The organism is Xanthobacter flavus (assembly GCF_017875275.1).
GTDB classification, from domain to species: domain Bacteria; phylum Pseudomonadota; class Alphaproteobacteria; order Rhizobiales; family Xanthobacteraceae; genus Xanthobacter; species Xanthobacter flavus_A.
Genome location: NZ_JAGGML010000001.1, coordinates 393,456 through 413,797 on the forward strand (window position 1 = coordinate 393,456; position 20,342 = coordinate 413,797).

Sequence of the window (20,342 nt, forward strand, 5' to 3'; positions counted from 1 at the left end):
CTGGTACGCGGGACTGAAAGGCGCGTTTCAGATTTCAACGGTGGCGGCCCCGAAGAGCCGCGGTGTCCCGCGGCTCCGGAGCTTTGCGACTGCCTCACTTGATGCGGGGCAGGACCTCGAACTGGTGGTAGGGCGGCGGAGAGGACAGGGTCCATTCCAGCGTGGTCGCGCCCTCGCCCCACGGATTGTCGGCCGCCTTCTCCTTGCGCAGGAAGGCGAGCGCTGTGCCGGTGAGGAAGATCAGCACGGCGATGCCCGAGATGTAGGAACCGATCGACGAGATGAAGTTCCAGTGGGCGAACGCGTCCGGATAGTCCGCATAGCGGCGGGGCATGCCGGCGAGGCCGAGGAAGTGCTGCGGGAAGAACACCAGGTTCACGCCGACGAAGGTGACCCAGAAGTGCAGCTTGCCCCAGAACTCGGGGATCATGTAGCCGAACATCTTCGGGAACCAGTAGTACCAGCCCGCGAAGATGGCGAACACGGCGCCGAGCGACAGCACGTAGTGGAAGTGCGCCACCACGTAATAGGTGTCGTGCAGCGAGCGGTCGATGCCGGCGTTGGAGAGCACCACGCCGGTGACGCCGCCCACGGTGAACAGGAAGATGAAGCCGATCGCCCACAGCATGGGCGTGCGGAACTGGATGGAGCCGCCCCACATGGTGGCGATCCACGAGAAGATCTTCACGCCCGTGGGCACCGCGATGATCATGGTGGCGGCCACGAAGTAGGACTGCGTGCCGGAGGAGAGGCCCACCGTGTACATGTGGTGCGCCCACACCACGAAGCCCACCACGCCGATGGCGACCATGGCATAGGCCATGCCGAGATAGCCGAACACGGGCTTGCGGGAGAAGGTGGACACGATGTGGGAGATCAGCCCGAAGCCGGGCAGGATCAGGATGTACACCTCGGGGTGGCCGAAGAACCAGAAGAGGTGCTGGAACAGGATCGGGTCACCGCCGCCGGCCGGATCGAAGAAGGTGGTGCCGAAGTTGCGGTCCGTCAGCAGCATGGTGATGGCGCCGGCGAGGACGGGCAGCGACAGCAGCAGCAGGAAGCCGGTGATGAGCTGCGACCAGGCGAACAGCGGCATCTTGTGCAGCGTCATGCCCGGGGCGCGCATGTTGAAGATGGTGGTGATGAGGTTGATGGCGCCGAGCAGCGAGGACGCGCCGGCGATGTGCAGCGAGAAGATCAGGAGGTCCATGGCCGGGCCGGGGTGGCCGAGCTTGGACGAGAGCGGGGGATAGATGGTCCAGCCGCCGCCGAAGCCGTTGGTGCCGGGCGCGCCTTCCACGAACAGAGAAGCCAGCGCCAGGATGAAGGCGGGCGGCAGCAGCCAGAAGGCGATGTTGTTGATGCGCGGGAACGCCGTGTCCGGCGCGCCGATCATCAGCGGGGCGAAGTAGTTGCCGTAGCCACCGATGAGCGCGGGCATCACCATGAAGAAGATCATGATGAGGCCGTGGCCGGTGGTGAACACGTTGAAGGTCTGCGGATCCTTGAAGATCTGAAGGCCCGGCTCCTGCAGTTCCATGCGGATGCCGATGGACAGGGCGCCGCCCACGATCCCCGCCACGATGGCGAAGATCAGGTACATCACGCCGATGTCCTTGTGATTGGTCGAGAAGACCCACCGCTTCCAACCCGTGGGGATGTGCGAATCGTGGGTGTCGCCGTAGCCGTGGCCGTGGGCGCTTTCGTCGTGATGGCTGTGGGTGACTGCCTCGGTGGCCATTCCCGCTTTCCTCGTGTTCCCGGCGCCGGCCCCGTCCCGCCGCGCCGCATCTACCCTGGAAACCGCCCGGCCGTCCGCCGCGCGGAGAAACATCGCGGGTCCGCGCGGGGCGGACCCTTTGAAATCAGCGCGCGGTCGCGGCGCCCTCGAGGCTGCCCGCGTCAGCGAGATTTCCCGCGTCAGCGAACTTGCCCTCGGCATCCTTGGCAGAGGCGAACTTGGCCTTGGCCTGGGCGACCCAGGCGTTGAAGTCGGCCTCGCTCACGGCGCGCACGGCGATGGGCATGAAGGCATGGTCGCGGCCGCACAGCTCGGAGCACTGGCCATAGTACACGCCCTCGCGGGTGATCTTGAACCAGCTCTCGTTCAGGCGGCCCGGCATGGCGTCGATCTTCACGCCGAAGGAGGGCACCGCGAAGGAGTGGATCACGTCCGCCGCCGTCACCTGGATGCGGATGTTCTTGTTGATCGGGACCACCACCTCGTTATCCACCGCGAGGAGGCGGGGCTGGCCGGGCTTCAGGTCCTTCTCGGCGACCATGTAGGAATCGAAGCCGAAGCCGCCGTTGTCCGGATATTCGTAGGACCAGTACCACTGGTGGCCCGTCACCTTCACGGTGAGGTCGGGCTTGGGGATGTTCAGCTCAAGGTGCAGCAGCCGGAACGAAGGGATGGCGATCAGCACCAGGATCAGCACGGGGATGACCGTCCAGGCCACCTCGATCATCGTGTTGTGGCTGGTCTTGGAGGGCACCGGATTGGCGCGCTCGTTGAACCGCACCGCGACGATCACCAGCAGCACCAGCACGAACAGCGTGATCGCGGTGATGATGGTGATGAGCAGGAAGTTGAAACTGTGGATGTTCTCCATCACCGGCGTGACGGCATCCTGAAGGTTGATCTGCCACGGGGCGGGCTGGCCCATCTGGGCGTTCGCCCCCGCGCTCGCGAGCATCGCCGTGGCGAACACGCCGGCGGCGAGGGCTGCATCGCGCATACGGGCCGCGGTGCGAATGAGCGACATCATCTTCTACCCATCTCCCTGGCCGGCGGAGACCCGCCGGAATTTCCCTGCCGCCGGCGCGCCGTGGGGGCGCGTCACGAGGCCCTGTCCGAGTGCGAGACCCATTTTGGCAGTCGCGTGCAACTGCGCTGTTTTTGGGCAGGCACTCTCCCTAGAATCCATCAAACACAATTGGGTTCGCCTTGCAATCGCCCCGGGTTGGTCGCCGATGCGACATTAAGTCGAACGGTCCGGAAGGCACCCGGACGGGTCTTTCGCCCCCCCGCCGCGAGCCCCCGCCCCGCCTCGATTTTGGGGCCTTGCGTGGGCACCGGCGCATACCCCGCGCGGGGCGGTGGATGACGCCACGGGGGACAATATGGCGCGCGTCCGGCCGCAGCGGCAGCTCTGCCTGACCCAGCGGAATGAGGGCCGCGGAGAATCTCCCCGCCATCCCCCGCAGAAGCGATCCTGCCCCATTGTTGACGCGATGCCTTGGGCATTAAGGCATTGGTTCACGAAATCAGATAAGGCAGGATCGCCCGGCCTCCCCCGCCGGACACTGCCGGAGCTTGCGATGGTCCTGTCGTTCCGACCTTTTCCCGCCATTGAGACCGATCGCGCCAAGACGCCCGGCCCCGCGACCCGCCGCGCCGGGGGGCGCGCGCTCGTGCTGTTCGTCGGCGCCTTCGTGGTCGCGCTGATCTCGGCGGCGGCGCCGGCGGCGGCGCAGGGCGTGGTGAAGTCGGTGTTCGGCGAATGGCAGATCCGCTGCGACACCCCGCCCGGCGCGCAGAGCGAGCAGTGCGTGCTGCTCCAGTCGGTGCAGGCGGAGGACCGGCCCAACGTCGGCCTCACCGTGATCGTGCTGAAGACCTCGGACCAGAAGAGCCGCCTTCTGCGCGTGCTGGCGCCGCTCGGCGTGCTGCTGCCCGCCGGCCTCGGCCTCAAGATCGACGACCAGGACATCGGCCGCGCCGGATTCGTGCGCTGCCTGCCCAACGGCTGCGTCGCCGAGGTGGTGATGGACGAGACCCTGGTCGGCCGCCTCAAGACCGGCAAGCTCGCCACCTTCATCATTTTCCAGACCCCCGAGGAAGGCATCGGCGTGCCGCTCAGCCTCAATGGATTCGGCCCCGGCTTCGACGCCCTCAAGTGACCGCCGCGCGGCGCTGACCTGCGGACGGCCATCCCGGCGCCGTCCGGGCGGCATGGTTTCGACACGCTCGCCCGTCATGAGCGGTTTGGGGGCGCCACCGGGGGACGGGTGGCGTTGAACTTGCTTGAAACCAGCCGTTGCGGAAGCCATTCCGATCCGCCAAGGATCGCAGCGGTGGGGGGAGGACGTCGCGCATGCCAGTCGATGAACACGCCTTGTTCGGTGCAGCGCTGGCCTTCATGTGCGCCGCCGTACTCGCCGTCGTCGTCGCCAAGCGCATCGGCTTCTCGCCCATAGTCGGCTACCTGCTCGTCGGCATCGCCATCGGCCCCATCGGCATCAACGTGGCCGACCCGGCGGTGGTGCATACCGTCGCCGAGCTGGGCGTGGTCATGCTCCTGTTCCTCGTGGGACTGGAGCTGAAGCCCTCGCACCTGCTCTCCATGGGGCATTACATCTTCGGGCTCGGCACGGCGCAGCTGGTGCTCACCTCCCTCGCCTTCGCGCTGCTCGCCTATTTCGGCCTCGGCTTCGGCGTCGCGGCGGCGGTGGTCTCGGGCCTGGCGCTGTCGGTGTCGGGCACGGCCATCGCGCTCCAGTTGCTGGGCGAGCGAGGCGACCTCGGCAGTCCCTACGGCCAGCGCACCTTCTCCATCCTGCTGTTCCAGGACATCGCGGTGGTGCCGCTGCTGGCGCTGGTGCCGCTGCTCGCCCCCGGCGGGGAGAGCGAGATTCACGATCCCAAGGGCACGCTGGTCCAGGCGGCCATGGCGGTGGGCGCCATCGCGGTGATCGTGGTCGCCGGCCGCTATCTCCTCAATCCCCTGTTCCGGGTGCTGGCCCGCTCCGGCGCGCGCGAGGCGATGACGGCGGCGGCGCTGATGGTGGTGCTGGGCGCCGCCGGCCTCATGGAGATCGCCGGCATGTCGGCCGCCATGGGCGCGTTCCTCGCCGGCCTGCTGCTGTCGGAAAGCACCTTCCGGCACGAACTCGAAGCCAATGTGGATGCCTTCCGCGGCCTGCTGCTCGCCATCTTCTTCATGAGCATCGGCATGACGCTGAACATCGACGTGATCCTCCACCACATCCCGCGCCTCGTGGTGGGCGCGCTGGCGGTGGCGGTCATCAAGTCGGTGGTGGTCTATCTGGTGTTCCGCGCCGACAACATCGCCCCCGGCGATTCCCTGCGCGCCGCGGTGGCGCTGATGGCGGCGGGCGAGTTCGCCTTCGTGCTGTTCCCGCTCGGCCTCGCCAACGGCATCCTGCGCACCGAGCAGGCGGATCTGCTCATCGCCCTGGCCGCGCTCACCATGGTGCTCGGCCCGCTGCTGTTCGCCGGCATCTCGCGCTTCCTGCCGCGCTTCGCCCCGGCCGTGCCCGAGCCGCCCGCCGACGATTTCACCGATGCCGATGGCTCGGTGCTGGTCATCGGCTTCGGCCGCTTCGGGCAGATCGTCTCCCAGTGCCTTCTGGCGCAGGATGTGAGCGTCACCATCATCGACAAGGACGTGGAGATGATCCAGAGCGCCGGCCGGTTCGGCGTTCACATCTATTATGGCGACGGCACCCGGCTCGACGTTCTTCGCGCCGCTGGCGCGGAGACGATGGAAGTGATCTGCGTCTGCGTGGACAACAAGGAAGACGCCAACCGCATCGTGGAGATCGTGCGCGCTTCCATTCTGGGGCCGCGCCTGTTCGTGCGCAGCTTCGATCGCGTGCACTCGATGGAGCTGGTGCGGCTCGGCGTCGATTTCGAGCTGCGCGAGACGCTCGAATCGGCCCTCTCCTTCGGCGCCCGCACGCTGGAGGCGCTGGGGGTGAGCGAGAGCGCCGCGGAGGCCCGCATCACCGACGTGCGCGAACGCGACCGCGCCCGGCTGGAGCGGCAGATGCAGGACGGACTGTTCGCCGGCGGCGACGCCTTTGCCCGCCCCAAGGTGGAGCCGGAGCCCCTCACCGAGCCGGAGCGCCGCGCCCGCCCGCTCAACCCGGAAGCCCAGGACATCCTCAGCCACGAGACCGAATTCTCGGGGTGAGCGGGAGCGCGGCTCCCGGTATTTTGCCCGCTGCGCGGAAGTCCCGTGCCGGCCCCCGGATCAGCGCTCCGCCCGGCACCGCCGCTTGCCGCCGCCGCCACCACTTGCCGCCACCACTTACCGCCGCCGCTTGCCGCCGCCGTCGTCCTCCGACTTGATCGGAGGACCCATTTCGCCGTTCGCCCCCACGCCCGCTCCAGCCCAGCGATGGGCCCTCCGGTCAGGCCGGAGGGCGACGGCGGACACATGCTCGCCCATCCCCGTCAATTCCCCTGATCCAACCGAAGCATGTCGTGATTTCGGCGGGACGATGGCGTAAGCTCCTGCCAAGATTTCGGGCAGAAGCCGGAGCGGACGCCTTCGCCCGCGCAGGTCCGGAATCGGACGGAGTCGGTGGATGGATCAGTTTGTGGAGATGCTGCGCGCGGCCCAGGGCGGGCAGGCGATGGACAATATCGGCCGCATGTACGGCCTTTCCGCGCAGCAGGCCCAGCAGGTCGCCGAGGCGGTGATGCCCGCCTTCGCAGCGGCGTTCAACCAGGCCTCGCAATCTCCCGATTCCCTCGCCGCGCTGATGACGTTGATGACCAGCGGCCCCTACGGCGCCTTCTATTCCCAGCCCGCCGCCCCGGCCGAGCTGACTCGCGCCGGATCCGAGGCGCTCGATACCGTCTTCGGTTCGTCGGACGTGAGCCGCGCGGTGGCGGCCCATGTCGCTTCCTCGACCGGCCTCGGCATGACCCTGGTGAAGCAGGTGATGCCCACCTACGCCACCCTGGTGGTGGGCGGGCTCGCCAAGTCGCTGGCCGCCTCCGGCGCCCTGCAGCAGATGCTGGCCGCCATGCTGAGCCGCATGCCCGGGCAGACCGAACAGAAGATTGCCCCCATCTCCTCCGGCAATCCCTGGATCGACGCCTTCCTGGCCTTCACCAGCACCGCCACCGAGCAGGGCGGGCGACCCTATTCCACCGGCAATCCTTGGGCCGATTCCTATGCCCAGATGATGTTCCAGCGCGCCGCCCCGGCGCCCGCGCCCCAGCGCAACCCGGCGAACGCATGGCAGGACGTGGTGAACGCCATGACCAAGACCATGACCCAGGCCGGCGTGCCGCCCACCCGCGAGAAGCCGCCGGAGCCTCCGCCGGCACCGCTGCTGCCGTTCCAGAACTTCTTCGCCCAGATGTTCGCCCAGGGCTTCCCGCCGCCCTTCCCGCCCCCCACGCAGCCAGGCGCGGCGGATGCGGGCCGGCAGGCCTACAGCGTGCCCGACTTCTGGCTCGACATCATGCGCTCCGCCGCCTCCTCCATGGCCGCCGCCACCCAGAGCATGAGCGCGGCCACGCAGAACGTGCAGAATGTGCAGGAGGCGGAGACCCTCCCGCCGGACCGCCCCCGCCTCGGCCGGGCCGACAGCGACAAGTCATCGGGCGGCGGCAAGTAAAGCGGAGGCGCATAGAGCGCAGACAAAAATCGACCCGCGCCGGTTGCGGACGGCGCGGGTCGAGGAACGGCGGAATCGAGGGGCGCTTCCGCCGGATCAGGTTCAATCAGTCAGCCGGGCTGCCCCGCCACGCGGCGAGCCGCGCCGCCGCCCGGCGCTCCCGCACGCGGGTCACCAGCGTCTGGGTCGGATCTTCGAACAGCGGGGTGGCGGCGGCATCGCGCAGGTCCGCCCGCGTCACACCGATGTCGCGCAGCATGTGGTCGTCGAGATGGGAAAGCTCGGCCATCATCTGCCGTCGCTCCATGACGCGGCCGATGGTCTTCACCGACTGCAAGCCCTTGGCCGCGACGCCGACGGCCGAGAGGCACAAAGCGGCGACGAGTTCGCCGGCGGGGGCGAAGGGGGTCCTGCGGGTTTCACCATGGTACGTCATCTTCATCTCCGTTGCCTGGATGCGCTCCGCCGACCCTCCTTTCCGGGGCCGTGATGGTCTGAACACACCCGGCATGTGCCGAACGGGCCCGATAAGCCCCCGAACACCCCGGTGAAACCACCCGATTTCGCGCCGCATCCGATCGGCAGGACCTTTCTGGATGCTTCGCACAAATCACGCTAGCGAATGTTTTTCATCTCTCGTATCGTTTTGCGTGATGATTGCGGCGACGGGGCGGCCGGCCCATGCGGCCGGCGCAGGGCTGCCCCTCAGGAGCGCGACAATGACAGCCATGCTCGACCCCGACCAGCTGAGAACCTTTGTGGCCATTGCGGAAACGGGCAGTTTCACCAAGGCTGCGGAGGTGGTCCACAAGACCCAGTCGGCGGTCTCCATGCAGATGAAGCGGCTGGAGGAGCGGGTCGGCCGGCCCGTCTTCGTCCGCGACGGCCGCGCCTCCCGCCTCACCGAGGACGGCGAACGCCTGCTGGACTACGCCCGGCGCATCGTGAAGCTGAACATGGAAGCCGTCTCCAGCTTCGCCGACGCGGAGCTTTCGGGGCGCGTATGCCTTGGTGTGCCGGACGATTACGCGGATCGCTATCTGCCTGATATCATGGCGCGATTTTCCCGCACCCATCCGTCCGTCGAGCTCACCGTGATCTGCGAGCCCACCGCCGAACTGGTGCAATACATTGCCGCCGGCACCATCGATCTCGCCATCATCACCGCCACCGAGATCACCTCACGCAATGCCCATGTGATCCGCCGGGAGCGGCTGCTGTGGGTCTCCTCCGCCCGCCATGCGGCGCATCTGGAAACCCCGGTGCCGCTGGCTTTGGGACGAACCACCTGCCAATGGCGGGAGATCGCCGTCTCGCGCCTGGCCGGGGCCGGGCGGGGGCACCGCATCCTCTACACCAGCCCCAATTGCGGCGCCGTGGTGGCGGCGGTTCTCTCCGGCCTGGCAGTGTCGGTGCTGCCGGAATCCGCCCTGCGGACGGGCATGCGCGTGCTCGGCGCGGCGGACGGGTACCCGCCCCTACCCCCTTGCGATATCGGACTTTTGCGCAACCGGCATGAGCCGTCACCGCTGGCGGATGCGCTGGCGCAGCACATCGTCCAGGGCCTCGACAATCTCACGGACGCAGACGCGGCGGAATAGGCGCAGTCCTCAGAGCGTCTCGGCGTAGCGCTCGTAGGCATCCTCGACGGTCAGGATGTGCGCGCGCATGGCCTGCGCCGCCTCCCCCTTGTCAGCGCGCAGGATGGCCCGAACCACCCTGTCGTGCTCCTCATAGGAGCGGGCGAGGCGCCCAAGGGTGCGGAACTGCGCGCGGCGGAACGGTTGCAGGCGGGCGCGGGTCGCCAGCGTCAGTTCCGTCAGATACTCATTGTGGCTGCCGGCATAGAGCGTGGTGTGGAACCGCTCGTTCAGCAGCGTGTAGCTGCTCTCGTCGCCCCTGCGGGTGAGATCGGCCAGCTCGGCATGGATGGACTCGAGCCCCGCCCGCTCGGCCGGCGTCATGTTCACCGCGCTCAGCCCGGCGCACAGGGCTTCCAGCTCCGCCATCACATCAAACATGCCGCGCAGCCGCTCCAGAGAGGGCTGGGCCACGAGCGCGCTGCGATGGGGCCGCGCTTCGACCAGGCCGGAGGCGGCAAGATCGCGCAATGCCTCCCGCACCGGTGTACGGGAGACGCCGTAACGCTTTGCGATATCGACCTCTTCCAGCGCGGTGCCGGGGGCGAGGCGTCCGCGCACGATGTCGTCGGCGATCTGCAGGCGCAGTTCCTCCGTGCGCGTCACCGGGCGCCCCACCGTGCGGCGCTTGCGCACGCGCGGGGCGGGGTCCGATGTCTTCAGGGGAGATGGCGCGAACAGGGTCATGTGCAGGATTTTACCGGGATTCCCGCCTGAGGCGAAATCCGTGAAACGTCGTAGGCCGGCGGCGCTCTATGCCGTCGGCTCGTCGATAACGGAGACATGGGCGCCCACCACGCGCCAGCCGTCCGGCTGTCGCACCCAGGTCTGCTGCTGGCGCCCGACCTTGCCCGGCGCGTTGTCGCGATAGAACAGGGTGGAGGCGACGGCGAAGTCCCGCCCGTAGGTGGTGATCACCGTCTGCGCGAGATCGCGCGCAAGGCCAGCCGGCGAGCGGCCGCGACGAAAGGCGCGGATGGCGTCCATGCCATAGAGGTTCTCGCCGCCGCCAAAGCGAATGGTGCGCGGATCGTCATGGAACAGCGCTTCCAGCGTCTCCACGTCGTTGCCGACGAGCGCGGCCTCATAGCGCGCGAACGCGGCCTCAACCTCGGCCTTCACCTCGGGAATGTCGATCTCCAACGGGTCCTCCTTCACAGGGTTGCGGCTGGGGCTGCGGCCACGCCCAGCCGCTCCAGCTCCGCCGCAACACGCAGGGCCATATCCTCGCGCCACGGCGGGGCGATGACCTGCACGGCGATGGGCAGGTCCGGCGCCTCGCCCACCGCCACCCGCACCGGCACGGCCACGACGGGCAGACCGATAAACGAAATGGGCTGGGTGAACAGGCCGAGATTCGGCCGCACCAGCATCTCCTCGCCATCGAGCACGAACGTCTTCTGCCCCAGCTTCGGCGCCCGGCAGGGGGTCGCCGGGGCGAGGAGCACGTCGTGGGTCTCGAACAGCTTCAGCATCTCGTCCCGGAAGTGCCGGCGGAAGCGCTGCGCCGCATCGACCCACGAGGCGGGGATGGCGAGGCCGGCCAGCAGCCGGTCGCGCACGGCGGGATCGAAATCCTCCGGCCGCACGGCGAGGCGCCGCGCGTGCAGGCTCGCGCCTTCGGCTGCCGTGATGATGTAGGCGGAGGCGCGGGCGCGGGCGGCATCCGGGATGTCCACCATGTCGCGCGCGCCGAGCGCGGCGGCAACCGCATCCACCGCCGCGAAAACCTCGGGCTGCGCCTTGGCGCGGAACCAACCGCCGGCGATGGCGATGCGCAGACCGTCGATTCCCTCACCGATCAGCCCGGCAACGGGCTCGAACGGACGCGGCGTCTGGCCCGGATCGCGGACGTCCTCGCCCTGCATGGCGTCATAGGAGAGCGCGAGGTCCGCAACGGAGCGGGCGAGCGGGCCGAGATGGTCCAGCGCCGTCACGAAGGGAAAGCTGCCGCCCCGCCCCAGCCGGCCATAGGTGGGCTTCAGCCCGAACGTGCCGCACAGGGAGGACGGCACGCGGATGGAGCCGTTGGTGTCGGAGCCCAGCGCAAGGGGCACCATGGCCGCAGCCACCGCCGCCCCGGTGCCGCCGGAGGAGCCGCCGGACATGCGGGTCAGATCGTGCGGATTGCGGGAGGCACCGTCATGGACGTTCTCACCAGTGAAGTCATAGGCATATTCGCCCATGTTCAGACCGCCGACGAGGATGGCGCCCGCCGTCTCCAGCCGCTCCACCAAAAAGGCGTCCTGCGTGGACGGGTGACGCTCCCGATTGATCTTCGAACCGGCGCGGGTCGGCAGGCCCGCGATGTCGAACAGGTTCTTCACCGCGAACGGTACACCAGCCAGCGGCCCCAGCGGCGCACCGGCCGCACGGGCAGCGTCGATACGGTCCGCACGGGCGCGGGCGCGCTCGGCGATCACGTCGGTGAAGGCGTTGATCGACGGATCGACAGCCGCGATGCGCGCCAGCGTCGCCTCGATGACGGCGCGGGCGGTGACGGCGCCGGAGGCTACCGCGGCGGCGATCTCGGCCGCTGTCGCACCGACGAGGCGGGTGGCGTCGGGAACGGGGACGGGCGCGTTCATGACCACCTCACGGACGATAGACGGGGGCCGGCTCCTCGGCATCGCCGAGGTCCAGGCTGCGGACGAGGGTCGCCGCATCGGCGATGCTGCGCAGATAGGCGAGCGCCTCCGTGCGCCATTCGGGGCGCGCGGTGATGCCATGGGCGGAGAGCGCGCCGTCGAGAAGCTGCGCGAGGGCGGCGTCCTCGACCTTGGGCAGGGTGGTTTCGGTGGCCATGGCGTGCCTCAGACCGGGGGATGGGGAATGGCGGCGATGAGTTCGCGGGTATAGGCGTCCTTGGGCGCCTCCAGCACCTGTTGCGCGGTGCCCTCCTCCACGATCCGGCCTTGCCGCATCACGATCACCCGGTCACACAGAAGGCCGACGACGTGGAGGTCGTGGGAGACGAAGAGATAGCTCATGCCGAGCCGCTGCTTCAGCTCCTCCAGCAGGTTCAGGACCACGGCCTGCACCGAGACGTCCAGCGCCGCCGTCGGCTCGTCGAGGATGACGAGATCGGGGTCGAGCGCGATGGCGCGGGCGATGCCGACGCGGGCCTTCTGGCCGCCGGAGAGCTGATGCGGGAAGCGCTCCAGCAGGTTCTGCGGCAGGCCGACCATTTCGGCCAGCTCTGACACGCGGGCATCGAGCTTCGTGCCTCCGGAATAGCCCCCCATGCGCAGCAAGGGATCGGCAATCGCGCGGGCGGCGGTGTAGCGCGGATTGAGGCTCTCGGTCGGATCCTGGAACACCATCTGGATGCGCTTGCGCATGGGATGGTGGGCGAAGTCCTTGGCTGGGATCGCGCCGATATCCTCGCCCGCGAAGGTGATCTTGCCCGCCGTGGGATCGATGAGGCGCATCACCATGGTGGAGGTGGTGGACTTGCCGCAGCCGCTCTCGCCCACGAGGCCGACGCTCTCGCCGCGCTTCACCTCGAAGGAGATGCCGTCCACGGCGCGGAAAATGGTCTCCTCCGGCGTCAGGGGCTTGCCTTTGAGCTTGGCGAGGAAGGCCGAGGGCGCGCCCTGGCGAGGATATTCACGGACGAGGTTTTCGACGGTGAGAAGCGTTTCCCCGGTCCCGGTCGCAGGCGCGGGCGTCGCGGCCGGAGCGGCTGCGGCCTCGCCTTCCGGCAGAAGATCCTTCAGCGTGATGCCCGGGCGCGGCGTCGCCCGCATGAGCTTCTTGGTGTAGGGGTGCTGGGGATCGCGGAAGATGCGCTCGGCGGGGGCCGTCTCCACCACCTTGCCCTTCTCCATCACCATCACCGTGTCGCAATAGGTGGCGGCGAGGCCGAGATCGTGGGTGATGAGGATGGTGGACATGCCGCGCTCGCGCGTCAGCTCGGTCACCAGGTCCATCACCGCCTTCTGGGTCGTCACGTCGAGGCCGGTGGTGGGCTCATCCGCGATCATCAGCTGCGGCCGGCAGGCGAGCGCGAGCGCGATGACGATGCGCTGGCACATGCCGCCGGACAGCTCGAACGGATAGGCGTGGTAGCGGTCCTCCGGCCGGGCGATGCGCACCTGCTTGAGGATGTCGATGACCTTGTGCTTCACGTTGCGCGGGTCGGCCTGGACATGCTGGAGCAGCACGTCGCCGATCTGCGCACCCACGGTGCGGATGGGGTTCAGCGCCGCGCGCGGGTTCTGGAAGATCATCGACATTTCGCGACCGCGCAGGTCGCGCATCTCGCTCTCGGGGGCGTGGGCAACATCGATGCCCGAGAACGTGATGGTGCCTTCCGCGATGCGGCCGGCGCGGTCGAGGATGCGCATCACGGTGTAGGAGGTGACGGATTTGCCCGAGCCCGATTCGCCCACGATGCCCAGCGTCTCGCCCTTGCCGAGGGTGAGATTCACCTGGCTCACCGCCGTGACGATGCCGCGGCGGGTGGCGAACTCGACGGTGAGGTCGCGCACCTCCAGCAGCGGGCCGCTCGGCGTTTCGGAGGACTTGGCGGCGTGTTCCTTCACGTCCACAACTCCATGCATGGCGGCCTCCTCAGGTGCGGCGCTGGGGATCGACGATGTCGCGCAGACCGTCGCCCAGGAGGTTGAAGCAGAAGACCGCGAACATGAGCGCGAGGCCGGGGAACAGCGCGATCCACCATTCGCCGGAGACGATATAGGCCGAGCCCTCAGCCACCATGATGCCCCACTCGGGCGTCGGCGGACGCACGCCGAGGCCGATGAACGAGAGGCCGGCCGCGTTCAGGATGGCGTAGCCCATGGTGAGCGACATCTGCACCATCATGATGGGCATGATGTTGGGCAGGATGGTCGTCAGAAGGATGCGCCATTCGGAATTGCCGGTCAGCCGCGCCGCCTGCACGTAGCCGGCATTGCGGCGGATGGCGGCTTCGGACTTCGCCACGCGCACATAGAGCGGGAAGTTGATGATGGCGGTGGCGATGACGATGTTCGTCACGGTATTGCCCAGCGCCGCCACGATGCCCATGGCCAGCACGAACAACGGGAAGGCCATGATGGTATCGGAGATGCGGCCGATGATCCGGTCCGTCCAGCCGCCGAAGAAGCCGGAGGCGATGCCCGCGACGCCGCCCACGGCGAACACGAGCGCCACCGAGAAGATGGCGATGGCCATGTCCAGCCGGCTCGCCACCACCACGCGGGAGAAGATGTCGCGGCCGAGATTGTCGGTGCCGAACCAGTGCGCGGCCGAGGGCGGCTGCAACGCCGCCGCCGTGTCCGAGGCCAGCGGATCATAAGGGACGATGAACGGCCCGATCGTGGCGCACACCACCAGCACCAGGAACATGCCGAAGGCGATGCCGGTGACGGGATTGTCCGAGATCACATAGCGGGCGTGGGCGAGCGTGGCGGCAAGGCCGCCGGGCGCCTTCTGGGTGTCGGCCGTGGCGAGGGTCATGCTTCGCTCCGCGCGCGGGGATCGATGATGCCGTAGGCAAGGTCGATCAGGAGGTTGAGGATCACGTAGAGGATCGCCATGGCGAGCACGAAGCCCTGCACCGGCGCGTAGTCCGAGGTAATCAGCGCCTCGACCGCGTAGGAGCCGATGCCCGGCCAGGCGAACACCTTCTCCACCAGCACGTTGGCGCCCAGCAGGAAGGAAAACACCATGCCCAGCGTCGTCACCACGGGCAGCATGGCATTGCGGAAGGCGTAGGTGATGATGACCGTGTAATCCGTCAGACCCGCCGCCTTCGCCGTGCGCACGAACTCGGAGGAGAGCACCGCCAGCATGGAGGCGCGGGTCATGCGGGCGATGGGCGCAAGGGCGAAGATAGCCAGCGTGATCGCAGGCACCGCCAGTTGCGCCAGCGCGGCGCGGAAGGTCTCGAAGTCGCGGGCGATCAGGCTGTCGATGACATAGAAGCCCGTCACCGTCTCGGGCGCGGAGAAGAACACGTCGAGCCGCCCCAGCGGCGCCGGCGCCCACCCCAGCTTGAAGTAGAAGACATAGACCAGCAGCAGCCCGGTGAAGAACACCGGCAGCGAGACGCCGGCCGTGGTGATGATGCGGCAGGCGTGGTCGATCCACGACCCTTGCCGTACCGCCGCAATGATGCCGAAGGGCACCGCGATGAGCAGCGCCAGCACCAGCCCCGCCAGCGTCAGTTCGGCGGAAGCCGGCAGGCGGGCCGCGATCTCGGTGGCGACCGGCTGGCCGGTAGAGAGCGAAGAGCCGAGGTCGCCCTGAGCGAGGGCCGAAACATAATCGGCGAACTGGGCCGGCAAAGACTTGTCGAGGCCGAGCTTGGTGCGGATTTCGGCGATGGCCTGCGGCGTCGCGGCGGGGCCCGCGAAATAGGCCGCCGTGTCGCCGGGCAGCACGCGGGTGAGCAGGAAGGTCACGATCACCACGCCGATCAGGCTGGGCACGGCTGTGGCGAGACGACTGCCTAGGAGCTTCAGCATGGCGATATCCCTGTGTGCAAATCGGGCTGCGGGGCATCGGGCACCGCAACCGTTTCTCGTCTCCGGCGGGGCGCCGGGTGTGGGGTGAGGGGCGGCGCCGATGCCGGCACCCGGGCGAACCCAAAGCGCCGGCTTCCGCCCCCCGGCGCCACCCCTCACGCCGCTTCCTCCCTCAAGAGGAAGAGGGATGCCTCAGCCCTTCTGGAAGGCGCGATAGTCGAGGCGGCGGTGGAACCAGTATTCGTAGCCGGTGATGTTCTTCTGCATCGCGACGTTGACGAACGGCTGGTAGAGCGGAATGCGCGGCACGTCGGCGAAGGCGAGGTCCACCATGCCCTTCACGTCCGTATCATAGGCCGCCTTGTCGCCGCTCGCCGCCGCAGCACGCGCGCCGTCGATGAAGGTGTCCATGGCCGCCGACTGGTAGCTCATGGTGTTGAAGACGGAATTCGAGCCGTGGTAGCACCAGAAGAAAAAGTATTCCGGATAGTCCAGCCAACCCGAGAATACGTTGGTGTAGAGCGGCAGAACCTTCTTGTTCAGCTCCGTGCGCCAGTTGGCGCCGGGGATCTTGTTGATGGTGGTCTTGATGCCGATCTGCGCCAGATTTTCCTGGAGCAGCACGCAGATGGGCTCGTTGACGCCGGCGAAGCCGAGGTCGAAGGAGAGCGTGGTGTCGATGCCGCCCGCAAGGCCTGCTTCGGCCATCAGCTGCTTGGCCTTGGCGAGGTCGGTCTTGAACTTGGTGGGCTGCGGCCAGGCCACCTTGGTGGCGGCATCCGCCGGCGCGCCGAACATGGGGCGGCCCAGACCGTAGAGCACGGCCTCCATGATCTTCTCATAGGGAATGGCGTAGGCGATGGCCTCGCGCACCTTCGGATTGTCGAAGGGCGGGTTCTTCACGTTCATGCCGATGTACTGCACGCCGTTGGAATACGGCACCGACGTGATGTTGAGCTTGCCCGCCTGCTTCAGCTCCACGAAGTCCTTGTTGGGCAGATCGTAGGAGATGTCCGCGTCGCCGCGCTCCAGCAGCGCCCGGCGGTTGCCGGCGGACGGCACCATGCGCCAGATCACGCGCTTGATCTTGGGCAGCGGGCCGCCCTTCCAGTCGTCGAAGCGCTCGAAGATGACTTCCGTGCCGGGCGTCCACTTGGTGACGCGATAGGCGCCGGAGCCGGCGGTGTTCTGCTTGGTGTATTCGAGACCCCAGGGGTCCTTCTCGGTGGCGTTCTTCTTCACCAGCTCCGAATTGATGACGCACGGCACGATGACCGCGAGATCCGGGATGGTCAGGCGATCCTTGCGCAGGAAGTCCACGCGCACCGTGTGGTCGTCAACCACAACGAACTGCTCGGGCTTCTCCAGCGAGCCGGCTTTCATCTGGAAGGTGGGAAACCCGCCCACGGAGACGGCGCGGTCCAGCGACCACTTCACGTCCTTGGCGGTCACCGGCGTGCCGTCCTGGAAAGTCGCGTTCTTCTTCAGCTTGAAGGTGACGGACATGTCGCCGATGTTCATGTCCTCGGCCAGCTCGCCCTTGAGCTTGTCGCGGTCATAGTAGCGAACGCCCTCCTTCTCGGTCATCTCGTGGGTGATGAGCCGATCGTAGGTGTTCCAGCTCGCCTCATAGCCGGGCACGTTGGTGCCGACGCCATGGATGTCGAGATTGTTCGGGCCGCTCTCCGAAACGATCAACAGCGTCTCGTTGCGGGCCTGCGCCTTCGCCGGCGAGAACACCGCTGGAGCGGCGACGCTGGTGCCGGTCGCGACGGCTGTGGCGGAGGCGGATTTCATGAATTCGCGGCGGTTCATCAGCGACGTCCCTGTGGTGGTGGTCGCCTAATGCCATTCAAGCCGCGTGCCAATTGCATACAGTTTTTTATTTTAATCGTAAAATCAATCATATACATCCGCCGCACCGCAGATTACGCCGCGACGCAGGGCGGAAAATGACTACAATATGTGCAGCTATGTGCGCATTGTATGCAATTAGATGCGCATCACTGCGGCAACGCTTGCCCAGCGCGTGGCCAGCAGCCGCTTGGGGAAGATCAGGAGGGCAGGACGTCTGGGGCGGCGGACGGCGCGGCGGCGCGCTCGGCTTTCCAGGCCTTCATCTGGCGCCGATAGCGCATGGTGGAGACCGGCAGCAGAGCCAGATAGAGGATGGTGCAGACGGAAAGCACGATCCAGGGATAGCTCGCCAGCAGCGCGAAATAGATGGCCACCGCCACGAACAGCGGCAGCACCATGTCCCGCCGCACCCGCCGCCCCAGCGTCTTGCCGGACCAGGCGGGCACCGTGGAGATCATCAGGAAGGCAATGGCCAGGCAGTAGACCAGCGCGATCAACGCGCTCACCCGCCCGTGGGGAAGGCCGATCAGCTCCAGGTAAACCGGCAGCAGCACGGTGATGGCGCCGGCCGGGGCCGGGATGCCGGTGAAATAGTCGCCCGCGAAGGGCGGCTTGTTCGGGTCGTCCAGCATCACGTTGAACCGCGCGAGGCGAAGCGCGGCGCAGATGGCATAGGCCAGCGCGGCGATCCAGCCGAACGAGCCGGCTTCGTTGAGGCCCCAGAAATAGAGCATCAGCGCCGGCACGCAGCCGAAGTTCACGAAGTCGGCAAGGCTGTCCAGCTCCGCTCCGAAGCGGGAGGTGCCTTTCAACGCCCGCGCCAGCCGCCCGTCCACGCCGTCGAGGATGGCGGCGAAGACGATGGCCGCCAGTGCCAGCTCGATCCGCTCCTCGATGGCGAGGCGCACGGCGGTGAGGCCGGAGCACAGGGCCAGCAGTGTCACGAGATTGGGCAGCAGAACCCGGATCGGCACCTTGCCGATGCTGCCGCCAAGGCGCGGCCGGGGCCGGCCTTCGGGATCGAACGGGGGAAAGGGCGTTTCCATCAGCTCACCCGGTAGGCGGTCTCGCGCTGCTGCGGCTGGGAGAGATCGCACAGGACGGTCTCGCCCGCCACCGTCAACTGGCCCTCGCTGACCAGCACGCGCGAGCCCACGGGCAGATAGACGTCCACGCGCGATCCGAAGCGGATCAGGCCGAAGCGCTCGCCGGCACCGATGGATTCGCCCTCGCGTACGAACGAGACGATGCGGCGCGCCACGAGGCCGGCGATCTGCACGCATCCCACCCGGCAGTAGGGGGTGGAGATGATGAGGCCGTTGCGCTCATTGTCCTCGCTCGCCTTGTCGAGGTCGGCATTCAGGAAGAGGCCCGGCTTATAGGCGATGCGCTCGATGCGTCCGGTCACCGGTGCGCGGTTCACGTGGACGTTGAACACGTTCATGAAAATCGACACGCGCAGCAGCGGCTCGTCCGAAAGGTCCAGCTCCCGCGGCGGCCGCGCCAGCCCCACCTGCGAGACCCGCCCATCCGCCGGCGCGATCACGAGGCCCTCGCGCACCGGCGTCACGCGCTCGGGATCGCGGAAGAACAGCGCCGTCCAGAGGGCGAGGCCGAAGCCGATCATGCCGAAGAAGGTGGAGAAGGCGAACAGCACGAGCGCGATCACCACCGCGATCGCGATGAAGGGATAGCCCTCGCGATGGACGGGAACGAGCGTCTTGCGGATGCTGGCAATGATCGACAACAGCTTACTCCAGGGCGCACCGGTCGGCGCCGGCCGGCGCCGCGGCGCCAGAAGTCAGGTTTCCACCGGCGCCGGGACGCCGGGGTTTGCGCACAGGTAGTCAGCCGCCGGCCCGCCGTCAAATGGCGGAACGCCGCTCTTCCTCAACGCCCCGCACGTCGGAAGGCGCCGGGGCTCGCGCCTGTCCATTTGCGGAAAGCCCGGTGGAAGGCGCTCGGCTCGGAAAAACCCAGATCCGCGGCGATCTCCCCGACCGGCCGGTCGGTGCCACGCAGCAGATCCTCGGCCTTCATCCGGCGCAGGTCGTCCTTGATGTCGCGATAGGCGGCCCCCTCCTCCGCCAGCCGCCGCCGGAATGTCGAGGCCGGCAGGCGCAGTTGGCGGGCGAGGTCCTCGAAGGACGGCCACGCCGCGGCCGGCTGCTCCCGCAGGCGCGCACGGACCCGCGCCGCCAGCCCCTCGTCGTGCCGGTAGCGCACCAGGATGTTGGCCGGCGCGCCGCGCAGGAAATCGCGCAGCGCCCGCTCGCTGCGGTGGGCCGGCAGCTTCAGGAAGGCGGCATCGAAGGCGAGCCGGCTTTCCGGCGCATCGAACCGGACCGGCGCTCCGAAGAACAGGCGGTAGTCGGCACCGTGCTCCGGCGGTCCGCAGCGGAAATCCACCTGCCGAAGCGGGATGCGCCGGCCTACCAGCCAGCAGGTGATGCCGTGGAGGATGATCCAGTAGGTGCGATAGGCGAAGGCCGAGCGCGCCGCACCTCTGTCCACCAGCACCACCGACGCAAGACCATCGCCGACGACGAGTTCGCCGCTCGGGTCCTCCAGCACCACACGCAGAAAGCGCAGCGCCCGCCGCAGGGCCTGCTCCAGCGTTCCCGCGCCCATGAGGGCATGACAGAGCAGGGTAAAGCTGCCGCAGCGCATGGGGCGGGCGGCGAGGCCGAAGAATTCATCGTCCAGCGCCTCGGCCGCCGCCGTCCACAGCGCGCCGTATTGTTCGGCCGAGACCGCCTCGGTCACCGGCAGCGCGAGCCCCGCCCGTGCGAGCACCGGACCGGTCTCGATCCCCTGCGCCGCGAGGCAGCCCAAGGCATCGTCCACAAAGGTGCCGGAGATCATGCGCCGTTCCACGGCGTGCTCCCGTATGGCAAAAACGCTCACATCAATAGATCGCTAGTGTCATCGAATGTCACTCGGCTTTTCTGCTAGACGTGAGTCAACGGCCGCTCAAGCGGCGGCATGTCTC

At 67.9% G+C, this 20,342-nt stretch carries 18 protein-coding genes; 4 read left to right on the forward strand and 14 right to left on the reverse strand.

What is annotated here, in order from left to right; translation table 11 throughout:
• Positions 1-94: 94 nt before the first annotated feature.
• Both ctaD and coxB read right to left on the reverse strand, forming a co-directional pair.
• Positions 95-1,741: a cytochrome c oxidase subunit I gene (gene ctaD, locus J2126_RS01925; protein ID WP_209483455.1), complete on the reverse strand. Its 1,647-nt coding sequence runs from the start codon at positions 1,739-1,741 to the stop codon at positions 95-97.
• A 124-nt stretch (positions 1,742-1,865) separates the two neighbouring features.
• Positions 1,866-2,696, reverse strand: a complete 831-nt coding sequence (coxB, locus tag J2126_RS01930; protein ID WP_394030782.1) for a cytochrome c oxidase subunit II — start codon at positions 2,694-2,696, stop codon at positions 1,866-1,868.
• A gap of 625 nt (positions 2,697-3,321) precedes the next feature.
• Here coxB and J2126_RS01935 point away from each other — a divergent pair.
• The 3 genes from J2126_RS01935 (at position 3,322) to J2126_RS01945 (ending at position 7,380) form a co-directional block, all read left to right on the forward strand.
• Positions 3,322-3,903: an invasion associated locus B family protein gene (locus J2126_RS01935; protein WP_209483458.1), complete on the forward strand. Its 582-nt coding sequence runs from the start codon at positions 3,322-3,324 to the stop codon at positions 3,901-3,903.
• Between the two features lie 194 nt (positions 3,904-4,097).
• Positions 4,098-5,939 (forward strand): monovalent cation:proton antiporter-2 (CPA2) family protein, encoded by a 1,842-nt coding sequence (locus J2126_RS01940; RefSeq protein ID WP_209483460.1) that lies wholly within the window; start codon positions 4,098-4,100, stop codon positions 5,937-5,939.
• A gap of 397 nt (positions 5,940-6,336) precedes the next feature.
• Positions 6,337-7,380: a DUF937 domain-containing protein gene (locus J2126_RS01945; protein ID WP_209483462.1), complete on the forward strand. Its 1,044-nt coding sequence runs from the start codon at positions 6,337-6,339 to the stop codon at positions 7,378-7,380.
• A 106-nt stretch (positions 7,381-7,486) separates the two neighbouring features.
• On the opposite strand, the gene J2126_RS01950 is transcribed toward J2126_RS01945, so the two are convergent.
• Positions 7,487-7,816: a DUF1127 domain-containing protein gene (locus tag J2126_RS01950; protein ID WP_209483464.1), complete on the reverse strand. Its 330-nt coding sequence runs from the start codon at positions 7,814-7,816 to the stop codon at positions 7,487-7,489.
• 283 nt (positions 7,817-8,099) lie between these two features.
• On the opposite strand from J2126_RS01950, the gene J2126_RS01955 reads away from it, so the two are divergent.
• Positions 8,100-8,981 carry a LysR substrate-binding domain-containing protein gene (locus J2126_RS01955; RefSeq protein ID WP_209483466.1) on the forward strand — a complete coding sequence of 294 codons (882 nt, stop codon included), beginning with the start codon at positions 8,100-8,102 and terminating at the stop codon, positions 8,979-8,981.
• A gap of 9 nt (positions 8,982-8,990) precedes the next feature.
• On the opposite strand, the gene J2126_RS01960 is transcribed toward J2126_RS01955, so the two are convergent.
• The 11 genes from J2126_RS01960 to J2126_RS02010 form a co-directional block, all read right to left on the reverse strand.
• Positions 8,991-9,707: a GntR family transcriptional regulator gene (locus J2126_RS01960; protein ID WP_245327179.1), complete on the reverse strand. Its 717-nt coding sequence runs from the start codon at positions 9,705-9,707 to the stop codon at positions 8,991-8,993.
• A gap of 66 nt (positions 9,708-9,773) precedes the next feature.
• The gene (gene hpxZ, locus J2126_RS01965; protein WP_209483467.1) at positions 9,774-10,163 is read right to left on the reverse strand and encodes an oxalurate catabolism protein HpxZ; all 390 of its coding nucleotides are present in this window, start codon (positions 10,161-10,163) and stop codon (positions 9,774-9,776) included.
• 11 nt (positions 10,164-10,174) lie between these two features.
• Positions 10,175-11,608 (reverse strand): AtzE family amidohydrolase, encoded by a 1,434-nt coding sequence (locus tag J2126_RS01970; RefSeq protein WP_209483469.1) that lies wholly within the window; start codon positions 11,606-11,608, stop codon positions 10,175-10,177.
• Between the two features lie 7 nt (positions 11,609-11,615).
• A complete protein-coding gene (locus tag J2126_RS01975) occupies positions 11,616-11,825 on the reverse strand; it encodes an AtzG-like protein (RefSeq protein WP_209483471.1) in 210 nt (69 codons plus the stop codon).
• 8 nt (positions 11,826-11,833) lie between these two features.
• Entirely contained in the window at positions 11,834-13,585 is a 1,752-nt protein-coding gene (locus J2126_RS01980) for a dipeptide ABC transporter ATP-binding protein (protein ID WP_209483473.1), read from the reverse strand.
• A 10-nt stretch (positions 13,586-13,595) separates the two neighbouring features.
• Complete coding sequence (locus J2126_RS01985; RefSeq protein ID WP_209483475.1) at positions 13,596-14,483, reverse strand: ABC transporter permease; 888 nt, start codon at positions 14,481-14,483, stop codon at positions 13,596-13,598.
• Positions 14,480-15,493: an ABC transporter permease gene (locus J2126_RS01990; RefSeq protein WP_209483478.1), complete on the reverse strand. Its 1,014-nt coding sequence runs from the start codon at positions 15,491-15,493 to the stop codon at positions 14,480-14,482. The genes J2126_RS01985 and J2126_RS01990 overlap by 4 nt, the downstream gene beginning before the upstream one ends.
• Positions 15,494-15,685: 192 nt before the next feature.
• Positions 15,686-17,308 (reverse strand): ABC transporter substrate-binding protein, encoded by a 1,623-nt coding sequence (locus J2126_RS01995; protein ID WP_209483479.1) that lies wholly within the window; start codon positions 17,306-17,308, stop codon positions 15,686-15,688.
• Positions 17,309-17,547: 239 nt separating this feature from the next.
• A complete protein-coding gene (pssA, locus tag J2126_RS02000) occupies positions 17,548-18,396 on the reverse strand; it encodes a CDP-diacylglycerol--serine O-phosphatidyltransferase (RefSeq protein ID WP_209483481.1) in 849 nt (282 codons plus the stop codon).
• Complete coding sequence (locus tag J2126_RS02005) at positions 18,396-19,097, reverse strand: phosphatidylserine decarboxylase (RefSeq protein ID WP_209483483.1); 702 nt, start codon at positions 19,095-19,097, stop codon at positions 18,396-18,398. The genes pssA and J2126_RS02005 overlap by 1 nt, the downstream gene beginning before the upstream one ends.
• A gap of 143 nt (positions 19,098-19,240) precedes the next feature.
• Positions 19,241-20,227 carry an AraC family transcriptional regulator gene (locus J2126_RS02010; protein ID WP_209483485.1) on the reverse strand — a complete coding sequence of 329 codons (987 nt, stop codon included), beginning with the start codon at positions 20,225-20,227 and terminating at the stop codon, positions 19,241-19,243.
• Between the last annotated feature and the right edge of the window lie 115 nt (positions 20,228-20,342).

Excerpts from the sequence above, each read along its gene's own strand:
- J2126_RS01935 (WP_209483458.1), top strand. The coding sequence starts at position 3,322 with ATGGTCCTGTCGTTCCGACCTTTTCCCGCCATTGAGACCGATCGCGCC.
- J2126_RS01940 (WP_209483460.1), top strand. The coding sequence starts at position 4,098 with ATGCCAGTCGATGAACACGCCTTGTTCGGTGCAGCGCTGGCCTTCATG.
- J2126_RS01970 (WP_209483469.1), bottom strand. The coding sequence starts at position 11,608 with ATGAACGCGCCCGTCCCCGTTCCCGACGCCACCCGCCTCGTCGGTGCG.
- pssA (WP_209483481.1), bottom strand. The coding sequence starts at position 18,396 with ATGGAAACGCCCTTTCCCCCGTTCGATCCCGAAGGCCGGCCCCGGCCG.
- J2126_RS01950 (WP_209483464.1), bottom strand. The coding sequence starts at position 7,816 with ATGACGTACCATGGTGAAACCCGCAGGACCCCCTTCGCCCCCGCCGGC.
- J2126_RS01995 (WP_209483479.1), bottom strand. The coding sequence starts at position 17,308 with ATGAACCGCCGCGAATTCATGAAATCCGCCTCCGCCACAGCCGTCGCG.
- J2126_RS01985 (WP_209483475.1), bottom strand. The coding sequence starts at position 14,483 with ATGACCCTCGCCACGGCCGACACCCAGAAGGCGCCCGGCGGCCTTGCC.
- ctaD (WP_209483455.1), bottom strand. The coding sequence starts at position 1,741 with ATGGCCACCGAGGCAGTCACCCACAGCCATCACGACGAAAGCGCCCAC.
- J2126_RS01975 (WP_209483471.1), bottom strand. The coding sequence starts at position 11,825 with ATGGCCACCGAAACCACCCTGCCCAAGGTCGAGGACGCCGCCCTCGCG.
- J2126_RS01955 (WP_209483466.1), top strand. The coding sequence starts at position 8,100 with ATGACAGCCATGCTCGACCCCGACCAGCTGAGAACCTTTGTGGCCATT.
- coxB (WP_394030782.1), bottom strand. The coding sequence starts at position 2,696 with ATGCTCGCGAGCGCGGGGGCGAACGCCCAGATGGGCCAGCCCGCCCCG.
- J2126_RS01945 (WP_209483462.1), top strand. The coding sequence starts at position 6,337 with ATGGATCAGTTTGTGGAGATGCTGCGCGCGGCCCAGGGCGGGCAGGCG.
- J2126_RS01960 (WP_245327179.1), bottom strand. The coding sequence starts at position 9,707 with ATGACCCTGTTCGCGCCATCTCCCCTGAAGACATCGGACCCCGCCCCG.
- J2126_RS01990 (WP_209483478.1), bottom strand. The coding sequence starts at position 15,493 with ATGCTGAAGCTCCTAGGCAGTCGTCTCGCCACAGCCGTGCCCAGCCTG.
- J2126_RS01980 (WP_209483473.1), bottom strand. The coding sequence starts at position 13,585 with ATGCATGGAGTTGTGGACGTGAAGGAACACGCCGCCAAGTCCTCCGAA.